This is a genomic window from Actinomyces naeslundii, assembly GCF_001956585.1.
GTDB lineage: Bacteria > Actinomycetota > Actinomycetes > Actinomycetales > Actinomycetaceae > Actinomyces > Actinomyces naeslundii.
In genome coordinates this window covers 26,424-41,598 of sequence record NZ_MSRR01000012.1, presented here as the reverse complement: position 1 = coordinate 41,598, position 15,175 = coordinate 26,424, and the positions used below count along the sequence as shown (strand labels likewise).

Genomic DNA, 15,175 nt, shown 5'->3' with positions numbered 1-15,175 from the left:
GGGATCAGCTCGAGTCCGGCACCATGGCCTCTCGGGTGATCAGTTGTTGCCGCCGGCGTTGTTCCCGCCACCGCCGGGATTGGGGTTGGCTGGTTGCTGTTGGTTGTTGTTGTCCCCGCTGTCCTTATTACCAGTGGAGACCGTGAGGTTGACGGTGGAACCGGCGGGCACCTGAGTGCCAGCCTTCGGATCAGTGCCAATGACCTTACCGGCGTCCACGTCCTTGGAGGCCTTCTGATCCTGGGTAACGTTGAGACCGAGCTTCTGCAGCTCGGCAGCCGCTTCATCGGCAGTCTTCCCGTTGAGGTCCTTGGGCACCGTCACCATGCTGCTCGGCGTCGGCGTGGCCCCGGCCCCGCTGGAGAAGTGCACGGTGATCGTGTCTCCCGCTGAGGCGCTGGAGCCCGAGGCCGGGTCGGAGGAGACGGCCTTGCCCTGCTCGACCTCGGTGGAGGTGACGTCGTCGCCGCGCTTGAACTTCAGGCCGGCGTCCTCGATGGTCTTCTTCGCCGTGGCCTCGTCCTGGCCGCTGATGTCGGGGACGGAGGTATTGCCGGTGGAGAGCACCAGGTTCACCGTGGTGCCGCGCTCAACGGAGGTCCCCGCCGATGGATCGGTGTAGATGACCCGGTCCTTCGCGACGCTGGAGGAGTCCTCCAGGGTGGTGTTGCCACCCTCGAGCCCCGCCTCTTTGAGGGCCTTGCGGGCGTCCTCCTGGGTCTTGCCCTCCAAGTCGGGCACCTTGACCGTGGCCGATCCGGTGGAGAAGTGGACGGTGACGGTGGTGCCCGGATCGACCTTCGTGCCCTTCGACGGGTCGGAGGAGACGGCCAGGCCTGCGCTGACGGTGTCGTTGGCGACCTCATCCTTGGCGAACTTCAGGCCGGCGTCCTCGACGGTCTTCTTGGCCGAGTCCTCATCCTGGCCGGCGACGTCGGGGACATCCACCTTGCTGACGGTCGCACTCGGCGTCGGGGTCGGGTGAGAGTCGAAGGCTCCGGAGGCCCACAGCCCGGCGACGACGGCCAGGGCCATGAACAGCAGGAACACGAGGATCCAGACCCAGGCGTGGCTCTTGGGCTTCTCCTCGGGCTCCTCGGCCTCCTTGGCCGCCTGTATCGGAGAGGACCCGGAGGGCACCTGGGCGAAGGCGGAGGTGGGCTGAACCGGCTCGGCGGCCGGTGAGGCCATGACCGAGGTGGCCGGGGACCAGGAGTCGGCGGCCGGCGCGGCCACGGACATGCCCCGAGCGGCCGCCTGCAGGTCGGCGCGCATATGGGCGGCGTCCTGGTAGCGGTCATCGCGGCTCTTGGCCAGCGACTTGAGGATGACCCGGTCCAGGGACTCGGGGACGTCGGCGGCCAGCGAGGAGGGCCGTTTGGGAATCTCGCGCACGTGCTGATAGGCGATGGCCACCGCGGAGTCGCCCTGGAAGGGGGGCTGACCGGTGAGGAGCTCGTAGAGGAGGCAGCCGGTGGAGTACAGGTCCGAGCGGGCGTCGACGGACTCACCACGGGCCTGCTCCGGCGAGAGGTACTGGGCGGTGCCCACCACGGTGTGGGTCTGGGTCACCGTGGAGGCGGAGTCCTCAATGGCCCTTGCGATGCCGAAGTCCATGACCTTCACCGCACCGGTGGAGGTCAGCATGATGTTTCCGGGCTTGATGTCGCGGTGGACGATCCCCACCCGGTGGGAGTACTCCAACGCGTCCAGGACGCCGGAGACGATCTCCACGGCCTCCGGGATCGGGACGGCCTCGCCCTCGCTGAGGAGCTCGCGCACGGTGTGCCCCTCGACGTACTCCATGACGATGTAGGGCACGGTACGGCTGGCGCCGCCGGGCTGAAGCAGCTCCTCCTCGCCGGAGTCGTAGACGGCGACGACGGCGGGGTGATTGAGTGCCGCCGCCGACTGGGCCTCGCGGCGGAAACGGGCCTGGAAGGTTGGGTCGCCGGCGATGTCTGAACGCAACAGCTTGATGGCCACGACCCGCGACAGGCGGGTGTCGTAGCCGAGGTGCACCTCTGCCATACCACCACGTCCGATGAGGTCGCGGATCTCGTAACGGCCCGCGAGGACCTGGGGGAACTGACTGGTCACAGTACCTCCTTGACAGGGATGCTCAGCATCAAGGCTGGCATGACCTGATGCGCATGGGCAAGCGTACCCGTGCTGTGCAGGGTGATGAGGGCGAGTGCGGGGATGATGACTCTCAGGGTTAGCAGATTGAGGCCGAGGAAGGAGCGTCCGGAGGCGTGCCGGGCGGTGCGCGACGGCGTCGGCTCCTGGGCCGCGTGACGGCCGGGACGCACCGTGGTCGGCTGCGGCAGCTCACGGGTCTGCGGGCCACGGCGGCCGGTGGACTCCCAGCTGAGCGCCTCGCGGGGGTCCCAGGCGTCCGTGGGCAGGTTCACGACTGCCCGATCCAGGGCGCGGGCCACCTCGCGTGCTGAGCGCGGGCGGTCGGCCGGCTTCTTGGAGAGCAGCTTGAGGACGATGTCACGCACCTGCGGCGGGACGGCGTCGGGAAGGGCCGGCACCTGCTCATTGACGTGGGCGAAGGCGATGTCCACCTGGGTGGCGCCGCTGAAAGGACGGCGTCCCACCAGGGCCTCGTAGGCGATGATGCCCAGCCCGTAGAGGTCGCCGGCCGGGGTGGCCATGTTGCCCATGGCCTGCTCGGGGGCGAGGTACTGGGCGGTGCCCATGACCATGCCGGAGGCCGTCAGCGGGCGCTGGTTGATGCCGGTGGAGATGCCGAAGTCGGTGAGCTTGGCCAGCCCCTCGCGGTTGATGAGGATGTTGGAGGGCTTGACGTCGCGGTGGACGACGCCGGAGTCGTGGACGACCTGGAGGGCCCGGGCCACCTGGGCCAGGATCGGCAGGATCTCGGCGGGGGACAAGGTGCCCTTCTCGGCGATGATGTCGGACAGGGCGCGGCCCTGGACGAGCTCCATGATGAGCCAGCCGGTGCCGTCCTTCTCACCGGAGTCCAGGACGACGGCGAGGTTGGGGTGACGCAGACCCTGAGAGTTCTTGGCCTCCGCGCGCAGACGGGACAGGAAGATCTCGTCCCCGGTCAGCTCGGGACGCAGGATCTTGGCCGCCACCGCCCGACCCGAGCGCAGGTCGGTGGCACGCCACACCTGCCCCATGCCACCCAGGGCGATCTGCTCCACGAGCTCGTAGCGGCCCTGGAGCTGGAGTCCTGCGACTGGCTTCACTGGTCCACCGCCGCATCGATGACCTGAGCCGCGATGGGGCCGGCGATCTTGCCGCCGGTGGCGCCGTCCTCGGTCTCGGCATTGCCGTCGAGCACGACGGCGAGCGCGATCTGGGGCTTGTTGATGTCTGTTCCGGCGAAGCCCACGAACCAGGTGGTTGGGCCGCTGTCCGTACCGGTCTCCGCGGTACCGGTCTTGCCGGCCACCTGGACCCCGGCGACCTGGGCGCTGGTGCCCGTGCCCTCGGCGACGGCGGTCTGCATGAGAGAGGACAGGGACTTGGCGGTGGCGGAGTCGATCGGGGTGCGGGCCACCTTCTTGGAGGTGGTGCTGACCTCGTTGAGGTCCGGGTCGAGGGTCCGCGAGACCAGGTAGGGGGTCATCTGCTCGCCGTCGTTGGCCACGGTGGCCGCCACCGTCGCCATCATGAGCGGGGTCGCCTGCACGGAGGCCTGGCCGATGCCCGCCATGGCCGTCTGCGCCTGGGAGTCGTTGTCTGGGAAGACCGAGGGGGTGACCTTCAGCGGAATGGACAGATCCGAGCCGAAGCCCCAGTTACTGGCCTCCTTGGACAGCTCCTTCTCACCGACGTCCATCGCCAGCCGGGCGAAGGGGGTGTTGCAGGACTCGGCGAAGGCGTGGGAGAAGCTCGTCCGGCCACCGCCGCAGGACTCCCCGCCGTAGTTCTCCAGGGAGTGGCTGGTACCCGGCAGGGTGATGGTGTCGGGGGCGTCGACCTCGGACTCCGTCGTGATCTTGCCGGTGCGCAGCGCCGCCGCCGTGGTGATGATCTTGAAGGTCGATCCCGGCGGGTAGCGGTTGCCGGCGATGGCCCGGTTGTCCAGTGGCCGGGAGGAGTCCTCGCTGAGGGCCTTGCTCGCCTCGATGGCGGCATTGGCATCCTGGGAGGCGAACGCCGAGGGGTCGTAGGAGGGCGAGGAGACCAGGGCGAGGATGGCCCCGGTGCTGGGATCCAGAGCGACGACGGCGCCCTCACGGTTGCCCAGGGCCTCGTAGGCCGCCTGCTGGATCTCGGGGTTGATGGTCAGCTCAACGGCCCCGCCCTTCTGCGATCCGCCGGTCACCAGGGTCTTGATCCGCGAGGAGAACAAGGAGGGGTCGTCCCCGTTGAGCACGGAGTTCTCCTCCCGCTCCAGGCCTGTCATCGAGGCGAAGGCGGGCGAGAAGTAGCCGGTCACCGGGGCGTAGAGCGGGCCATTGGCGTAGACGCGCTGGTAGTTCTGGGAGCCCTGGCCGTCGTCGGACTTCTGGGTGCTGGCGATGGTGGTGCCACCGGCCAGCAGGATCGGGCCGCGGTCGGTCCCGAACTCCCGGCTGACGGTGCGCGAGTTGCGTGCGTCGGAGGTGAGGGCTCCGTTGGCGGACAGTGGTTCCCAGATGGCGGGGCGAGCCAGGCCCTGGACGCTGGTGACGGACAGGGCCAGAGCGGAGAACATGACCAGGACCAGGAAGGCGACCTGCCGGATCTGTCGGTTCATGGCTGCTGCCTCCTGTCGCTGTCGTCACTGAAACCCGGGGCCCGCGATGAGCGCAGTGTCTCTCCGTCCGGTGCGGTGTGCGGCGGAGGCGGTGCCTCCTGGCTGACGAAGACCGTGGGGGTCGCGTCGTTCGTCGGGTTGCCGGGCGCCGCGGAGGGGGGCCCGTAGCCTCCGGCTTCGGGCTGACCGGCTCGCTGGTCGTCGACATAGCTGGCAGAGGCTGGAGAGGCGGCTTGGGAGGGGCTGCTGCCGACCGTCTCCTCGGCCGGCTCGTCTGCGCCGGCGTCCTGCACCCGACGACGCAGGGAGACCGGCAGCTCGGCCGTGTCGATGATCCGCGGTGCGTGGGTGGCCGGACGGCGGGCGGCGTCGGACAGGCGCAGCAGGAGGGCCAGGATGACCCAGTTGGCGAGGAGTGAGGAGCCGCCGTAGGCCAGGAAGGGCAGAGTGAGCCCGGTCAGCGGGATCAGCCGGGTGACGCCACCGATGACCACGAAGATCTGCAGGGCGATGGCGAAGGACAGGCCCACTGCCAGGAGCTTGCCGAAGCCGTCGCGCAGGGAGACGGCAGTACGCAGCCCCCTCTGGATGAGGACGAGGTAGAGCATGAGGATGGCCAGCGTGCCGGTCAGGCCCAGCTCCTCGCCCAGCGAGGCGAAGATGAAGTCGGAGTTGGCGAAGGTGACGAGAGTCGGTGACCCCTTGCCCCATCCGGCCCCCATGAGTCCGCCGGTGGACATGCCGAACATGCCCGTCAGCAGCTGCCAGGAGCCGCCGGCGGCGTTGTAGACGGCGTTGTCGGTGGCGTGGAGCCAGCCGTTGATGCGCTGCTGGACGTGATGGAGGTGCGTGGCCGCGAACCAGGCCGCCGGGAGGAACAGGGCCGCTCCGATGAGCAGCCAGGAGGGGCGGTCGGTGGCCACGTACAGGACGACGACGAACAGGCCGAACAGCAGGACCGAGGAGCCCAGGTCCTTCTGGAGGACCAGGACGCAGATGCTCACGCCCCACACGATGAACAGGGGGCCCAGGTGGCGGGCGCGCGGCAGGCTCATCCACAGCACCTTGCGGCCCGCCAGAGCCAGGTTGTCCCGGTTGGCCACCAGGTAGGAGGCGAAGAAGACCGCCAGCAGCACCTTGGAGAGCTCGGCCGGCTGGAAGCTCATGGGGCCGATCCGGATCCAGATGCGGGCGCCGTTGATGCTCTGACCGATGAAGGGCAGGAAGGGCAGGACGAGGAAGACCAGGCCGGACCACATGGCCCAACGGTCCCAGCGCCTCAGGCGCCGGTAGTCGCGCAGCAGGAAGAGCACGGCGCAGAAGAGGATGACACCCAGCAGCGTCCAGATCAGCTGCTTGGCGCCGACGTAGAACTGCCACTGCTCGTTGACCTCGTAGGCCAGGTCCAGGCGCTGGATCATGGCCAGGCCGATCCCATTGAGCGCCACCGCTGCCGGCAGGAGGACCGGGTCGGCCCAGGGGGCGGTGTAGCGCACCCACAGGTGCATGAGGACGGTCAGGCCGAGGAAGGCGCCTCCCAGCATGACGGTCTGCGCGGGGGAGGAGCCGGTGCGGTTGAGCGCGGTGAGCACGAAGCCGCCCAGGCCGAGGACCAGGGCCACGCCGAGCAGCGCCGCCTCCGCCCACCGGCCCGAGTGCCTCGCGGTGCCGGCGGGTTGGATCGTCGCTACGCCTGCGGGGGCGCCCATGGGGCCTGGAGCAGCAGTCATCTCAGCCCTCCTGCTCGGCCTGATCGGGCTGAGCCGGTTGAGCAGGCGTCTTCGATGAGGGAGTGGACGTCGGTTTCGGAGATGCGGAGGGGGAGGGCGTGGCCGTTGAGTCCGATGAGCCTTGCGGGGAGCGGGCCGGCTTGAGGTAGGAGCGGACGGTCTTGTCGACGTAGGTCTGCGCCTCGCTCATCGACTTCTGGGTGACGGTGGCCTCCAGGCGCTCGCGAATGTTGTTGTCGAGCTTCTCCACCGGCAGGTCCGCGTAGGTCTTGACCGAGTGGCTGAGCTTGAGGGGGCCGATCGACTGCGGGATCCCCTGGTAGATGGCGACCTGGCCGTCATAGGTGGAGACGTAGTAGCGGGTCTGGGTCCAGCGGTAGAACAGGGCGCTGGCGCCGACGAGCGTGGCGAGCAGGACGATGCTGCCCACGAGGACCCGACGGCGGTGACGGCGCCGGGCCTTCTGCTGGGTGGCGGCCTCGACGGCAATGGCCTCATCGACGTCGGAGGAGTCCTTCTTGGAGGTGGAGTCGGGCCGTTCCTCCAGGGTGGCCATGAGGGCCGCGGCCTTGGCGGCGGGGCTGGCCTCCTCGGAGTCCTTGGTCCCCGCCTCGCCGTCGGCCTTGCGGTTGGCGGCCGCCGCACGCTCCTGAGCCAGGCGCTCGGTGGCGGCACTGCCCACGACCTGCGGGACGGTCTGCGGCTCGGGATCGTCCTTGACGACGTCGAAGACGACGGCGGTCACGTTGTCCGGCCCACCGGCGCGCAGGGCCAGGTCGACGAGCTGGTCGGCGGCCTGACCCGGGTCGGCGACGCCGGCCAGGACCTCGCCGATGGTCTCGGCGGTCACCGGGCCGCTCAGGCCGTCGGAGCACAGCAGCCAGCGGTCGCCGGGGACCGCCTCGCGGATCGACTCGTCGAGTTGGACCTCGCCCTCGGTGTCGCCCAGGACGCGCAGGAGGACGGAGCGCTGAGGGTGCTGGCGGGCCTGGTCCCGGGTGAGGCGTCCGGTCTCCACGAGGTACTCCACGAAGGTGTGGTCGGTGGTGACCTGGGTGAGGGTGCCGTCGCGCAGCATGTAGGCGCGTGAGTCGCCCACGTGGACCATGGCGAGCTTGTTGCCGCTGCGCATGACGCCGATGCAGGTGGTGCCCAGACCGGCGAGGTCGGGGTCCTGGGAGGACAGGGTGACGAGCTCGGTGTGGGCGGCCTGGACGGCGTCGCGCATGAGGCCCAGCAGCTCGCCGGCCTGGTGGGAGTCGGCGTCCAGGGGCATGAGGTGCTCGATGGCGACCGCTGAGGCGATGTCTCCGCCCGCGGGCCCGCCCATCCCGTCGCACAGGAGGCACAGGTGGGGGCCGGCGTAGCCCGAGTCCTGGTTGGACTGGCGGACCAGGCCGACGTCGGAGCGCGCGGCGAAGCGCAGGGAGATGGTCATGAGCGCAGCTCCAGCGTCGTTTGGCCGATTCTGACAGGAATGTTCATGGGGAGCTCCACGGCGCCGTGCACGGGGCGGCCGTCCATCATGGTTCCGTTGGTAGAGCCGAGGTCCTCCAGCCACCAGGCGCCGTCCTTGGGGAAGACGCGGGCGTGGCGCGATGAGGCGTAGGAGTCGTCGAGGACCAGGGTGCACGAGGGAGAACGGCCGATAATGATCGACGAGGGGCTCAGGGGCACGGTCGAGCCGGCCAGGGGACCCTCGGTGATGACCAGGCGGGTGGCGCTACGGCGTCGGCCCCTGGGGGGAGGACCCGGGGGCTGCTCGGAGCCGCCCGCGGAACGCCGGCGCGAGGGGCCGGCGGCGGGGGAGTCGGCCATGTCGCGCCGCATGACGCGCACGATGAGGTACAGGAAGAACCACAGCAGGACCAGGTAGCCCAGCCGCAGGATCGTGAAGGCGAGTGCGCTCACCCGTTGACTCCGCTGTTCTGGGTGCCGTCCCAGAACAGGATCTGGGTGCGCCCGATAGTGAGGGTGTTGCCGTCCACGAGTGTGACGGCATCGACTCGCTGACCCTCGACGAAGGTGCCGTTGGTCGAGCCCAGGTCACTGGCGATGGCGTTGCCGTGCGTCAGACGGATCTCCAGGTGACGGCGTGAGACGCCGGAGTCATCGACAATGATGTCCGCCTCCGAGCCGCGCCCGATGACGGTGACCGGGCCCGTGAGCAGGTAGCGCTGGCCGTTGATGTCGACGATCGGGTGCGCCGGGGTGGCGGAGGCGGAGGCGGCCGGAGCGGCGGCGCCGCGCCGCGTGGAGGACTCGATCTCGATGGCCGGAGCGTTGGGGTTGTTGTTGACGAGGAAGGAGACCTCGACCGGGCCGACGAAGGAGTAGCCCTGGTCGGCGGCGTGCGAGGTGGCGACCTCCTCCATCTGACGCACCATCTCGTCCTGGCCCCAGGCCGTGATGCGCTCGATGCTCGGCGGGGTGAGGTGGATGCGGAAGATGTTGGGAACCACTGAACGGTCGCGCGCGAAGGACGCGGCACGCTTGTCCATGGTCTCGCGGAGCTTCGAGGCGATCTCGATGGGCTCGATGTCGTCCGAGAATCGGGACATGGCGCGGTTCGTGACGTTCTCGACGCCCTTCTCGAACTTGTCCAGGAATCCCATGGACAGTACCTCCCCCAGATATGGTGTGGCGGCCCCCGGGATGGAGCCGGGAGGCGGGACGGCCCCGCCTCGCTATGGGCCTGCACGGACCTGCGTGCAGGTCGATACCGTTCCCATCGTAACGGTAGCGAAGCCATCGCAGGGAAGACGGCCCCGTCTGTGTGAGGTAATTGTGTCGTGAGCGGTCTCACGGCCGAATGCGGGGGTGAGGATTGGACGTCGGCGGGGTCGGCGGGCTAGTCTCATGCTCGCTTCTCGCGCGAGTGGCGGAATTGGTAGACGCGCACGGTTCAGGTCCGTGTGATCTTACGATCATGGGGGTTCGAGTCCCCCCCCGCGCACAGAACGGAAAGGCCCGGACCTTCAAGGTCCGGGCCTTTCGCTATGCCCGTTCCCGGTTACTTACTTTGTCGCTCTCTGTTGCTCTTTACTGCTCTCTGCAGGGCGGTCAGCGCCGTCGGCGGGTCGTCGGCTCCGGTACGGGTCAGGCCGAGGCGGGCCGGGGGTGCAGGCGGCGCAGCAGGTACCAGGCGGCCAGGGCGCCCGCCCAGGCACCGACGGCGTTCTGTCCGACATTGGCCAGTGAGGGCCGCCGCTCCAGCATCGGCAGGAGGCTCTGAAGGACCTCGGCGCTCAGCCCGACGACGCAGCCCGCCAGCGCCCACATCCACCAGGGGACGTCCCGCCAGCCCGCGACGGTGCAGAAGGTGGCCGGTGCCAGCATGACCAGGTTGAGGACGACGTCCTTGCCCTCCTGGCTGAGGAAGGCCGGCCCCAGCGAGTCCTTGAGCTCGGCGACCTCGCGTCCGGAGGGCCACACGACCGCCACGCAGATGATGACCAGGAAGATGACAGCGGCCACGCGGGCGATCCGCTCGTGGGTGGTGACGGCGGGGGTGACAGTGTTGTCAGAGTTGTCAGAGTTGTCAGGGCTGTCAGGGCTGTTGGTGGGGTGGGTGCTGTCGGCGTCGGTGGAGGTCAGGGCTTGGGGGGTGGGTTGCTGGGTGGGCACGCTCACGACGCTACCGCCCGCCCCCGGAGGACCCCGGAAGGCGGGCGGTAACGATCAGAGTACGGAGGTGTGTTCGGGGATCAGCAGCAGCTGGCGTTGATCTCCGTCTCGGCCTGTCTGGCCCGGGCGCGCCAGAACTCGCGCTCGCTCATGGGGCCGTGCCCCGGCTCCTGCGCCGACCCATGCCCTGGCCCGTGGGCACCGCCGGGGCGGTTCGGGCAGTCGGCGTGCTCGCGGGCGTAGCGCTCCAGGTAGCGGTCGTAGGCCGACTCCCCAGTCATGTCCCGCCACAGGGTGCGAGCCTGGGTCAGGGCCTGGCGCACCCGACGGCGGGTGCCCGCCCGCCCTGCCGCCTGTGCTGTCGAAGGGGTCTGCGTCATGACTTCTCCGCGTGGGCCTTGTGGGGGATGAGGGCGGGGTCGCCCACCTGCTCGTACTCCTGAGAGACCTTCTTCATGAGCGAGGAGGCGATCATCGTCTCGGGCGCGTAGAAGTTGGACTCCTGGTACGGGTCCTCCGACGTCGTCGTGTCCCGGTTGCGGATCGTCTGGATGATGCGGATGAGGCCGCAGACCATGACGAAGGCGACCATGACCAGGAAGACGATCGACAGCGTCCCCTGGATCATCGTGTTGCGCACGATGGCCCGGGTCTCCTCGATCTTGGTCGGGTCGGTGAGCGTGCCCAGCTTGGCGACGGCCTCGCGATGCTGCTGGAAGTAGCCCACGAGCGGGTCGGTGGAGAAGATCTTCTGCCACGAGGCCGTGAAGGTGACGGCCGTGTCGAACACCAGCGGGATCGCGGGGATCCACACCCACTTCGTGTAACCCTTGCGCACCACCATGACGGTGACCACCAGCAGGGCCACGGCCGCGATGAGCTGGTTGGCGATGCCGAACAACGGGTACAGCGTCTGGATGCCGCCGCGCGGGTCGGTGACCCCCATGAGGAGCAGGGCTCCCCAGGAGGCGACGACGACGGCCGTGGTCCCCCAGGCGCCCGCGTGCCAGGACGGGTCCTTGAACTTGGGGAAGGCGTTGCCCAGCGCGTCGGAGAGCTGGAAGCGAGCCACGCGGGTGACGGCGTCGACGGCCGAGAGGATGAACAGGGCCTCGAACATGATGGCGAAGTGGTACCAGAAGCCCATCATGGCGCGCCCGCCGCCGATCTGGTGGAGGATGTGGGCGATGCCCACCGACAGGGTGGGGGCGCCACCGGTGCGCGAGACGACGTTGGGTTCGCCGACGTCGCTGGCCAGGCGCTCCAGGGCCTCGGCGCCCGTGTAGGTCTTGGGGTTGCCCTGATCGTCCCAGGAGTCCCACTCGGGGTTGAGCTTGCGGCCCTGGGCGTCGGTGACGCCGAGCTTGGCCACGGCGGCCTCGGCGAGCTTCTCGCAGTGGTGCTCGGGGTCGTCGGTGGTCTTGCAGGGGGCGGAGGCGACCGTCTCGGGGCCGGCGATCTTGTTCATGGTCGCCGTCGAGGTGTTCATGGAGAAGTAGATGCCCGGGCTCAGGGAGACCGCGGCTGCCAGCGCCATGATGGCCACGAAGGACTCCATGAGCATGCCGCCGTAGCCGATCATGCGGACCTGGGTCTCCTTCTCCACCATCTTCGGGCTGGTGCCCGAGGAGACCATGGCGTGCATGCCGGACAGGGCGCCGCAGGCGATGGTGATGAACAGGAAGGGGAAGAGGGTACCGGCGAAGACCGGGCCGTCGGTGTTGAAGGCGAACTCGGTGACGGCGGCCATCTCCACCAGCGGGCGCACGATGATGATTCCCAACGCCAGGATCGTGATGGTGCCGACCTTCATGAAGGTCGACAGGTAGTCGCGCGGGGTGAGCAGGACCCACACGGGCAGGACCGCGGCCAGGAAGCCGTAGATGATCATGGCCCACACCAGGGCGGTGGGGGACAGGTGCAGGTAGTGGCCGAAGGAGGACTCGGCCACCCAGCGCCCGCCGATGATGACGGCGATGAGCAGGCCGAAGCCGACGAAGGAGACCTGGGTGATCTTGCCGGGCTGAACGAAGCGCAGCCACAGGCCCATCCCGATGGCGATCGGGATCGTCATGCCCACCGAGAAGACGCCCCAAGGGGAGGCGGCCAGCGCGTTGACGCAGACCATGGCCAGGACCGCCAGGACGATCATGAGCATGACGAAGACGACGACGGTTGCCACGATGCCGCCGATCTTGCCGATCTCGTCGGTGGCCATCTGACCCAGTGAGCGCCCGCCGCGGCGCATGGAGAAGAACAGGACGAGCATGTCCTGGACGGCGCCGGCCACGAGCACGCCGATGATGATCCACAGGGTGCCGGGCAGGTAGCCCATCTGGGCGGCCAGGACCGGGCCGACCAGTGGGCCGGCGCCGGCGATGGCTGCGAAGTGGTGGCCGTAGAGGACGACGCGGTGAGTGGGGTCGAAGTCGCGCCCGTTGTTGATGCGCTCGGCCGGGGTGGCGTTGGTGTCGTCGGGGCGCATGATGCGCCGTTGGATGTAGAGGGCGTAGAAGCGGTATCCGATCGCGTAGGTGCACACGGCGGTGACCACGAACCAGATGGTGTTGACGTGCTCGCCGCGCACAATCGCCAGCATCCACCAGCCCAGGACGCCCAGGGCGGTGATGACCACCCAGGTGGCGATCCGTGCGGGTGTCCATCGATTGTCAGGACGTATGCCGACGGGGACGCCGTCGGCGTTACGGATGATCCGCTTCTCCTCCTCCGGTGAGTAGGTGGGTAAGGAGGCTTCTTTCTGGGGCATCGGGATTCCGCTCTCGTCGTCGAGAAAAAGGTATGACGTCATCGTCTTCGGTGACTCATCCAGGGTATTCCTCCTGGTCGAGGAAGGGAAGCAATGGCGAGTCCGGCGGCGGCGCGCTCGGCTTCCAGGCCGGATATCCGTTCGATTTATCCCACCTATTGGATACTCCTTCCGATGGTTACTGTCCGGTGTCACGTACGACGTCGTCCAGGTCCCGCCGTGGACTGGGCCGCGCGGCGCGCTCGGGGTGGCCCACGCGGAAGGCGAGCAGGCTCTGGGCGGCCGGGACGCCGGTGATGGCGGCCCAGCGCTGCGAGAACCGGTCCGGCCGATCCTGCGCGGCATCGCGGGCAATCCGCTCGGTCACCTGGTTCATGTGGTGCAGCCCGAGCCCGGCGGCGGTCGCGGCCAGATGGACGTGCTGGAGCAGGCGGCCGCCGTCGAGGCGGTTGCGGGGGTTGTCGACGTCGTCGACCCGGACGATCCCGTAGGCGCGGGCAGTGGCGGTATGGACCTCGCGAGTGCTCTTGACCCAGAAGTCGTCGGAGGCCTTGCGCGACTGGGCGGGCAGGATCTTGGCCGCTATCAGCATGGTGTTGCTCAGGCCCTGGCAGTCGAGAGTCAGGCCGTCGCGGTGGGCGTCGATCTGGGATCGGTCGTTGCGGAACCAGGTGAAGGAGTCTGCCGACATCTGCGCGTCGTCGGTGATCGCCTGGGTGGCCTCGACGTACAGGTCACCCAACCTCGCGACCGCCGATACCTCAGTGACCCAGACGAGCTGAGCGCCGTCCGGGGCGGCCCTGGTGAGTGAGTCGAGGACGGTCTGCTCCAGGGCGCTGGCGGTGAAGGGACCGCGGTACGTGTGACGCCGCGGGATCGCTGTGGCCAGCTCCTGCTCCCGGGCGGTAGGCGGGGTGTCATTGACGATCCGGATGCGGGCAATGTGATCGGGGCGCTCCGAGGCGCCATCGGGCCAGGGCTCGATCTCGGCCCGCTTGCCCTGCACGCGGGCGGCGACCTCGATGGCATGGAGGGCGCAGCCGAAGCCGGCGGCGCGCTCGCGGCCGTCCGGATCGCACAGCGGTGTGACGCGATCGGGGTCGGCCCGCAGGTCGATGCTGCCGGTGCTGTCCTCGGTGCTCCCGCTGTCGCCGCTGATGTCGAAGAACCAGGGCTGGATGTTGTGCGGGTTGGCCGCGAGCGTGGCGGCTGCGACAAGGTTGCGAAGCCCTGAGGTGCCCGCGCTCCACTGTCGCCACAGCTCGTAGGGCGCCCCTTCGCTGGCGTTCCAGGCGCCGTTGGCGGCGCCACGGATGCCGACGCCGGCGGCCCCAGCGGCCAGGACCGCACCACTGATGCCGACGGCCTTGAGCGCTGTGCGCCGAGACGGGTGGCGGCGTCCGCGAGGACGGCGGTTGGATCTCTCTGAGGCTGACTCCGTTGGGTCCGTTCGGTTGGGCTCGGAGCCGTCGGGAACAGTGCCTGAAGGGCTGATCGGGGTCGTCATGGGTGGTCTCCGTCGGCGTCGGCGCTGGTGGGCAGGTGCAGGGCACGGCGACCGGCCTCGGTGAGGTGCGGCTCGATGATGGCGCGCCCGTAGTGCTGGGAGTCGATGCGGGGGTCGTCGACGATGCTGGCGAAGGGCTGGGCGGTCTCCGAGACGAGCCAGAGCAGGCTCACGAGGTCGCGGATGGTGGTGGGTGGGGCCGGCGGGCGCAGGAGCCCGGCGTCGATGATGCGCTCGACGGCGCGGACGAACTCGTCGCGGCGGGCGGTGTAGCCCTGGCGGTAGGCCACGGCCAGGACCGGGTCGGTGTGGAGAAGAGGAAGGAGATCGCGCAGGAAGAAGGCGTAGGCCGGATCCGGTTGCTGCGTCTGGGTGGCGCGGTTCCACAGCGCGCGCAGGGCGTCGACCGGCTCGGTCACCTGCTCGGTGGGGATGCGCATGCGCTCGGCCCAGTCGTCGAACAGGGCGCGGACGATCTCCGCCTTGGAACGGAACCAGTAGTACAGGTTTCCCGGGCTGATACCGGCCTCGGCGGCGATCTGGTTGGTGGTGACAGGTTCAATGCCGTGCTGGGTGAACAGGTGACGGGCGGCGTCCAGGATCGCGGTGCGACGTCGGGCTGTGCGCTTGGGGCTGCGCGGGGGTCTCGAGGGCTCGGGAGAGAAGGAGGGCGTGGGGGCGTCATCGGGCATGGAAGCACTGTAGCCCTTTTTAGAGTAAAAACTCTAAAAAGGGTGATGGAGTGTTCTCTGGACTCCCCATATGGATCCTGAAGTGTCGCAATGCGAGGGAGCCACCCTGCTGCCACCGGATGGCCCCCG

The 15,175-nt window shown here is 68.9% G+C and carries 12 protein-coding genes and 1 tRNA gene; 1 reads left to right on the top strand and 12 read right to left on the bottom strand.

Annotated elements, in window-relative coordinates:
• Nucleotides 1-39 precede the first annotated feature (39 nt).
• Genes pknB through BKH33_RS07085 form a run of 7 tightly spaced genes read right to left on the bottom strand, consistent with a single transcriptional unit; the run spans nucleotide 40 to nucleotide 9,068 of the window.
• Nucleotides 40-2,100, bottom strand: a complete 2,061-nt coding sequence (gene pknB / locus BKH33_RS07115) for a Stk1 family PASTA domain-containing Ser/Thr kinase (RefSeq protein WP_003783589.1) — start codon at nucleotides 2,098-2,100, stop codon at nucleotides 40-42.
• A complete protein-coding gene (locus BKH33_RS07110) occupies nucleotides 2,097-3,224 on the bottom strand; it encodes a serine/threonine-protein kinase (protein WP_003783695.1) in 1,128 nt (375 codons plus the stop codon). Before BKH33_RS07110 ends, pknB begins: the two co-directional genes overlap by 4 nt.
• Nucleotides 3,221-4,723: a peptidoglycan D,D-transpeptidase FtsI family protein gene (locus tag BKH33_RS07105; RefSeq protein ID WP_075405801.1), complete on the bottom strand. Its 1,503-nt coding sequence runs from the start codon at nucleotides 4,721-4,723 to the stop codon at nucleotides 3,221-3,223. The genes BKH33_RS07110 and BKH33_RS07105 overlap by 4 nt, the downstream gene beginning before the upstream one ends.
• On the bottom strand, nucleotides 4,720-6,453 hold the full coding sequence (locus BKH33_RS07100; protein ID WP_076142668.1) for an FtsW/RodA/SpoVE family cell cycle protein: 1,734 nt from the start codon (nucleotides 6,451-6,453) through the stop codon (nucleotides 4,720-4,722). Before BKH33_RS07100 ends, BKH33_RS07105 begins: the two co-directional genes overlap by 4 nt.
• 1 nt (nucleotide 6,454) lies before the next feature.
• The gene (locus BKH33_RS07095; RefSeq protein ID WP_076066626.1) at nucleotides 6,455-7,891 is read right to left on the bottom strand and encodes a PP2C family protein-serine/threonine phosphatase; all 1,437 of its coding nucleotides are present in this window, start codon (nucleotides 7,889-7,891) and stop codon (nucleotides 6,455-6,457) included.
• Nucleotides 7,888-8,364, bottom strand: a complete 477-nt coding sequence (locus BKH33_RS07090; RefSeq protein ID WP_003783696.1) for an FHA domain-containing protein FhaB/FipA — start codon at nucleotides 8,362-8,364, stop codon at nucleotides 7,888-7,890. Before BKH33_RS07090 ends, BKH33_RS07095 begins: the two co-directional genes overlap by 4 nt.
• Nucleotides 8,361-9,068: an FhaA domain-containing protein gene (locus BKH33_RS07085; RefSeq protein ID WP_003783548.1), complete on the bottom strand. Its 708-nt coding sequence runs from the start codon at nucleotides 9,066-9,068 to the stop codon at nucleotides 8,361-8,363. Before BKH33_RS07085 ends, BKH33_RS07090 begins: the two co-directional genes overlap by 4 nt.
• Before the next feature lie 257 nt (nucleotides 9,069-9,325).
• Here BKH33_RS07085 and BKH33_RS07080 point away from each other — a divergent pair.
• Nucleotides 9,326-9,409, top strand: a tRNA-Leu gene (locus BKH33_RS07080).
• A 143-nt stretch (nucleotides 9,410-9,552) separates the two neighbouring features.
• Here BKH33_RS07080 and BKH33_RS07075 read toward each other — a convergent pair.
• The 5 genes from BKH33_RS07075 to BKH33_RS07055 form a co-directional block, all read right to left on the bottom strand.
• Nucleotides 9,553-10,086, bottom strand: coding sequence for a VanZ family protein (locus BKH33_RS07075; RefSeq protein ID WP_081395426.1), 534 nt, complete (start codon nucleotides 10,084-10,086; stop codon nucleotides 9,553-9,555).
• A gap of 74 nt (nucleotides 10,087-10,160) precedes the next feature.
• Nucleotides 10,161-10,460 carry a CstA-like transporter-associated (seleno)protein gene (locus BKH33_RS07070; RefSeq protein ID WP_003780622.1) on the bottom strand — a complete coding sequence of 100 codons (300 nt, stop codon included), beginning with the start codon at nucleotides 10,458-10,460 and terminating at the stop codon, nucleotides 10,161-10,163.
• On the bottom strand, nucleotides 10,457-12,847 hold the full coding sequence (locus BKH33_RS07065; protein ID WP_043538766.1) for a carbon starvation CstA family protein: 2,391 nt from the start codon (nucleotides 12,845-12,847) through the stop codon (nucleotides 10,457-10,459). The genes BKH33_RS07070 and BKH33_RS07065 overlap by 4 nt, the downstream gene beginning before the upstream one ends.
• 178 nt (nucleotides 12,848-13,025) lie before the next feature.
• Nucleotides 13,026-14,354: an Acg family FMN-binding oxidoreductase gene (locus BKH33_RS14105; protein ID WP_003780615.1), complete on the bottom strand. Its 1,329-nt coding sequence runs from the start codon at nucleotides 14,352-14,354 to the stop codon at nucleotides 13,026-13,028.
• Nucleotides 14,351-15,046 carry a TetR/AcrR family transcriptional regulator gene (locus tag BKH33_RS07055; RefSeq protein ID WP_003780620.1) on the bottom strand — a complete coding sequence of 232 codons (696 nt, stop codon included), beginning with the start codon at nucleotides 15,044-15,046 and terminating at the stop codon, nucleotides 14,351-14,353. The genes BKH33_RS14105 and BKH33_RS07055 overlap by 4 nt, the downstream gene beginning before the upstream one ends.
• Between the last annotated feature and the right edge of the window lie 129 nt (nucleotides 15,047-15,175).

Excerpts from the sequence above, each read along its gene's own strand:
- BKH33_RS07105 (WP_075405801.1), bottom strand. The coding sequence starts at position 4,723 with ATGAACCGACAGATCCGGCAGGTCGCCTTCCTGGTCCTGGTCATGTTC.
- BKH33_RS07100 (WP_076142668.1), bottom strand. The coding sequence starts at position 6,453 with ATGACTGCTGCTCCAGGCCCCATGGGCGCCCCCGCAGGCGTAGCGACG.
- BKH33_RS07095 (WP_076066626.1), bottom strand. The coding sequence starts at position 7,891 with ATGACCATCTCCCTGCGCTTCGCCGCGCGCTCCGACGTCGGCCTGGTC.
- BKH33_RS07085 (WP_003783548.1), bottom strand. The coding sequence starts at position 9,068 with ATGGGATTCCTGGACAAGTTCGAGAAGGGCGTCGAGAACGTCACGAAC.
- BKH33_RS07070 (WP_003780622.1), bottom strand. The coding sequence starts at position 10,460 with ATGACGCAGACCCCTTCGACAGCACAGGCGGCAGGGCGGGCGGGCACC.
- BKH33_RS07065 (WP_043538766.1), bottom strand. The coding sequence starts at position 12,847 with ATGCCCCAGAAAGAAGCCTCCTTACCCACCTACTCACCGGAGGAGGAG.
- BKH33_RS14105 (WP_003780615.1), bottom strand. The coding sequence starts at position 14,354 with ATGACGACCCCGATCAGCCCTTCAGGCACTGTTCCCGACGGCTCCGAG.
- BKH33_RS07055 (WP_003780620.1), bottom strand. The coding sequence starts at position 15,046 with ATGCCCGATGACGCCCCCACGCCCTCCTTCTCTCCCGAGCCCTCGAGA.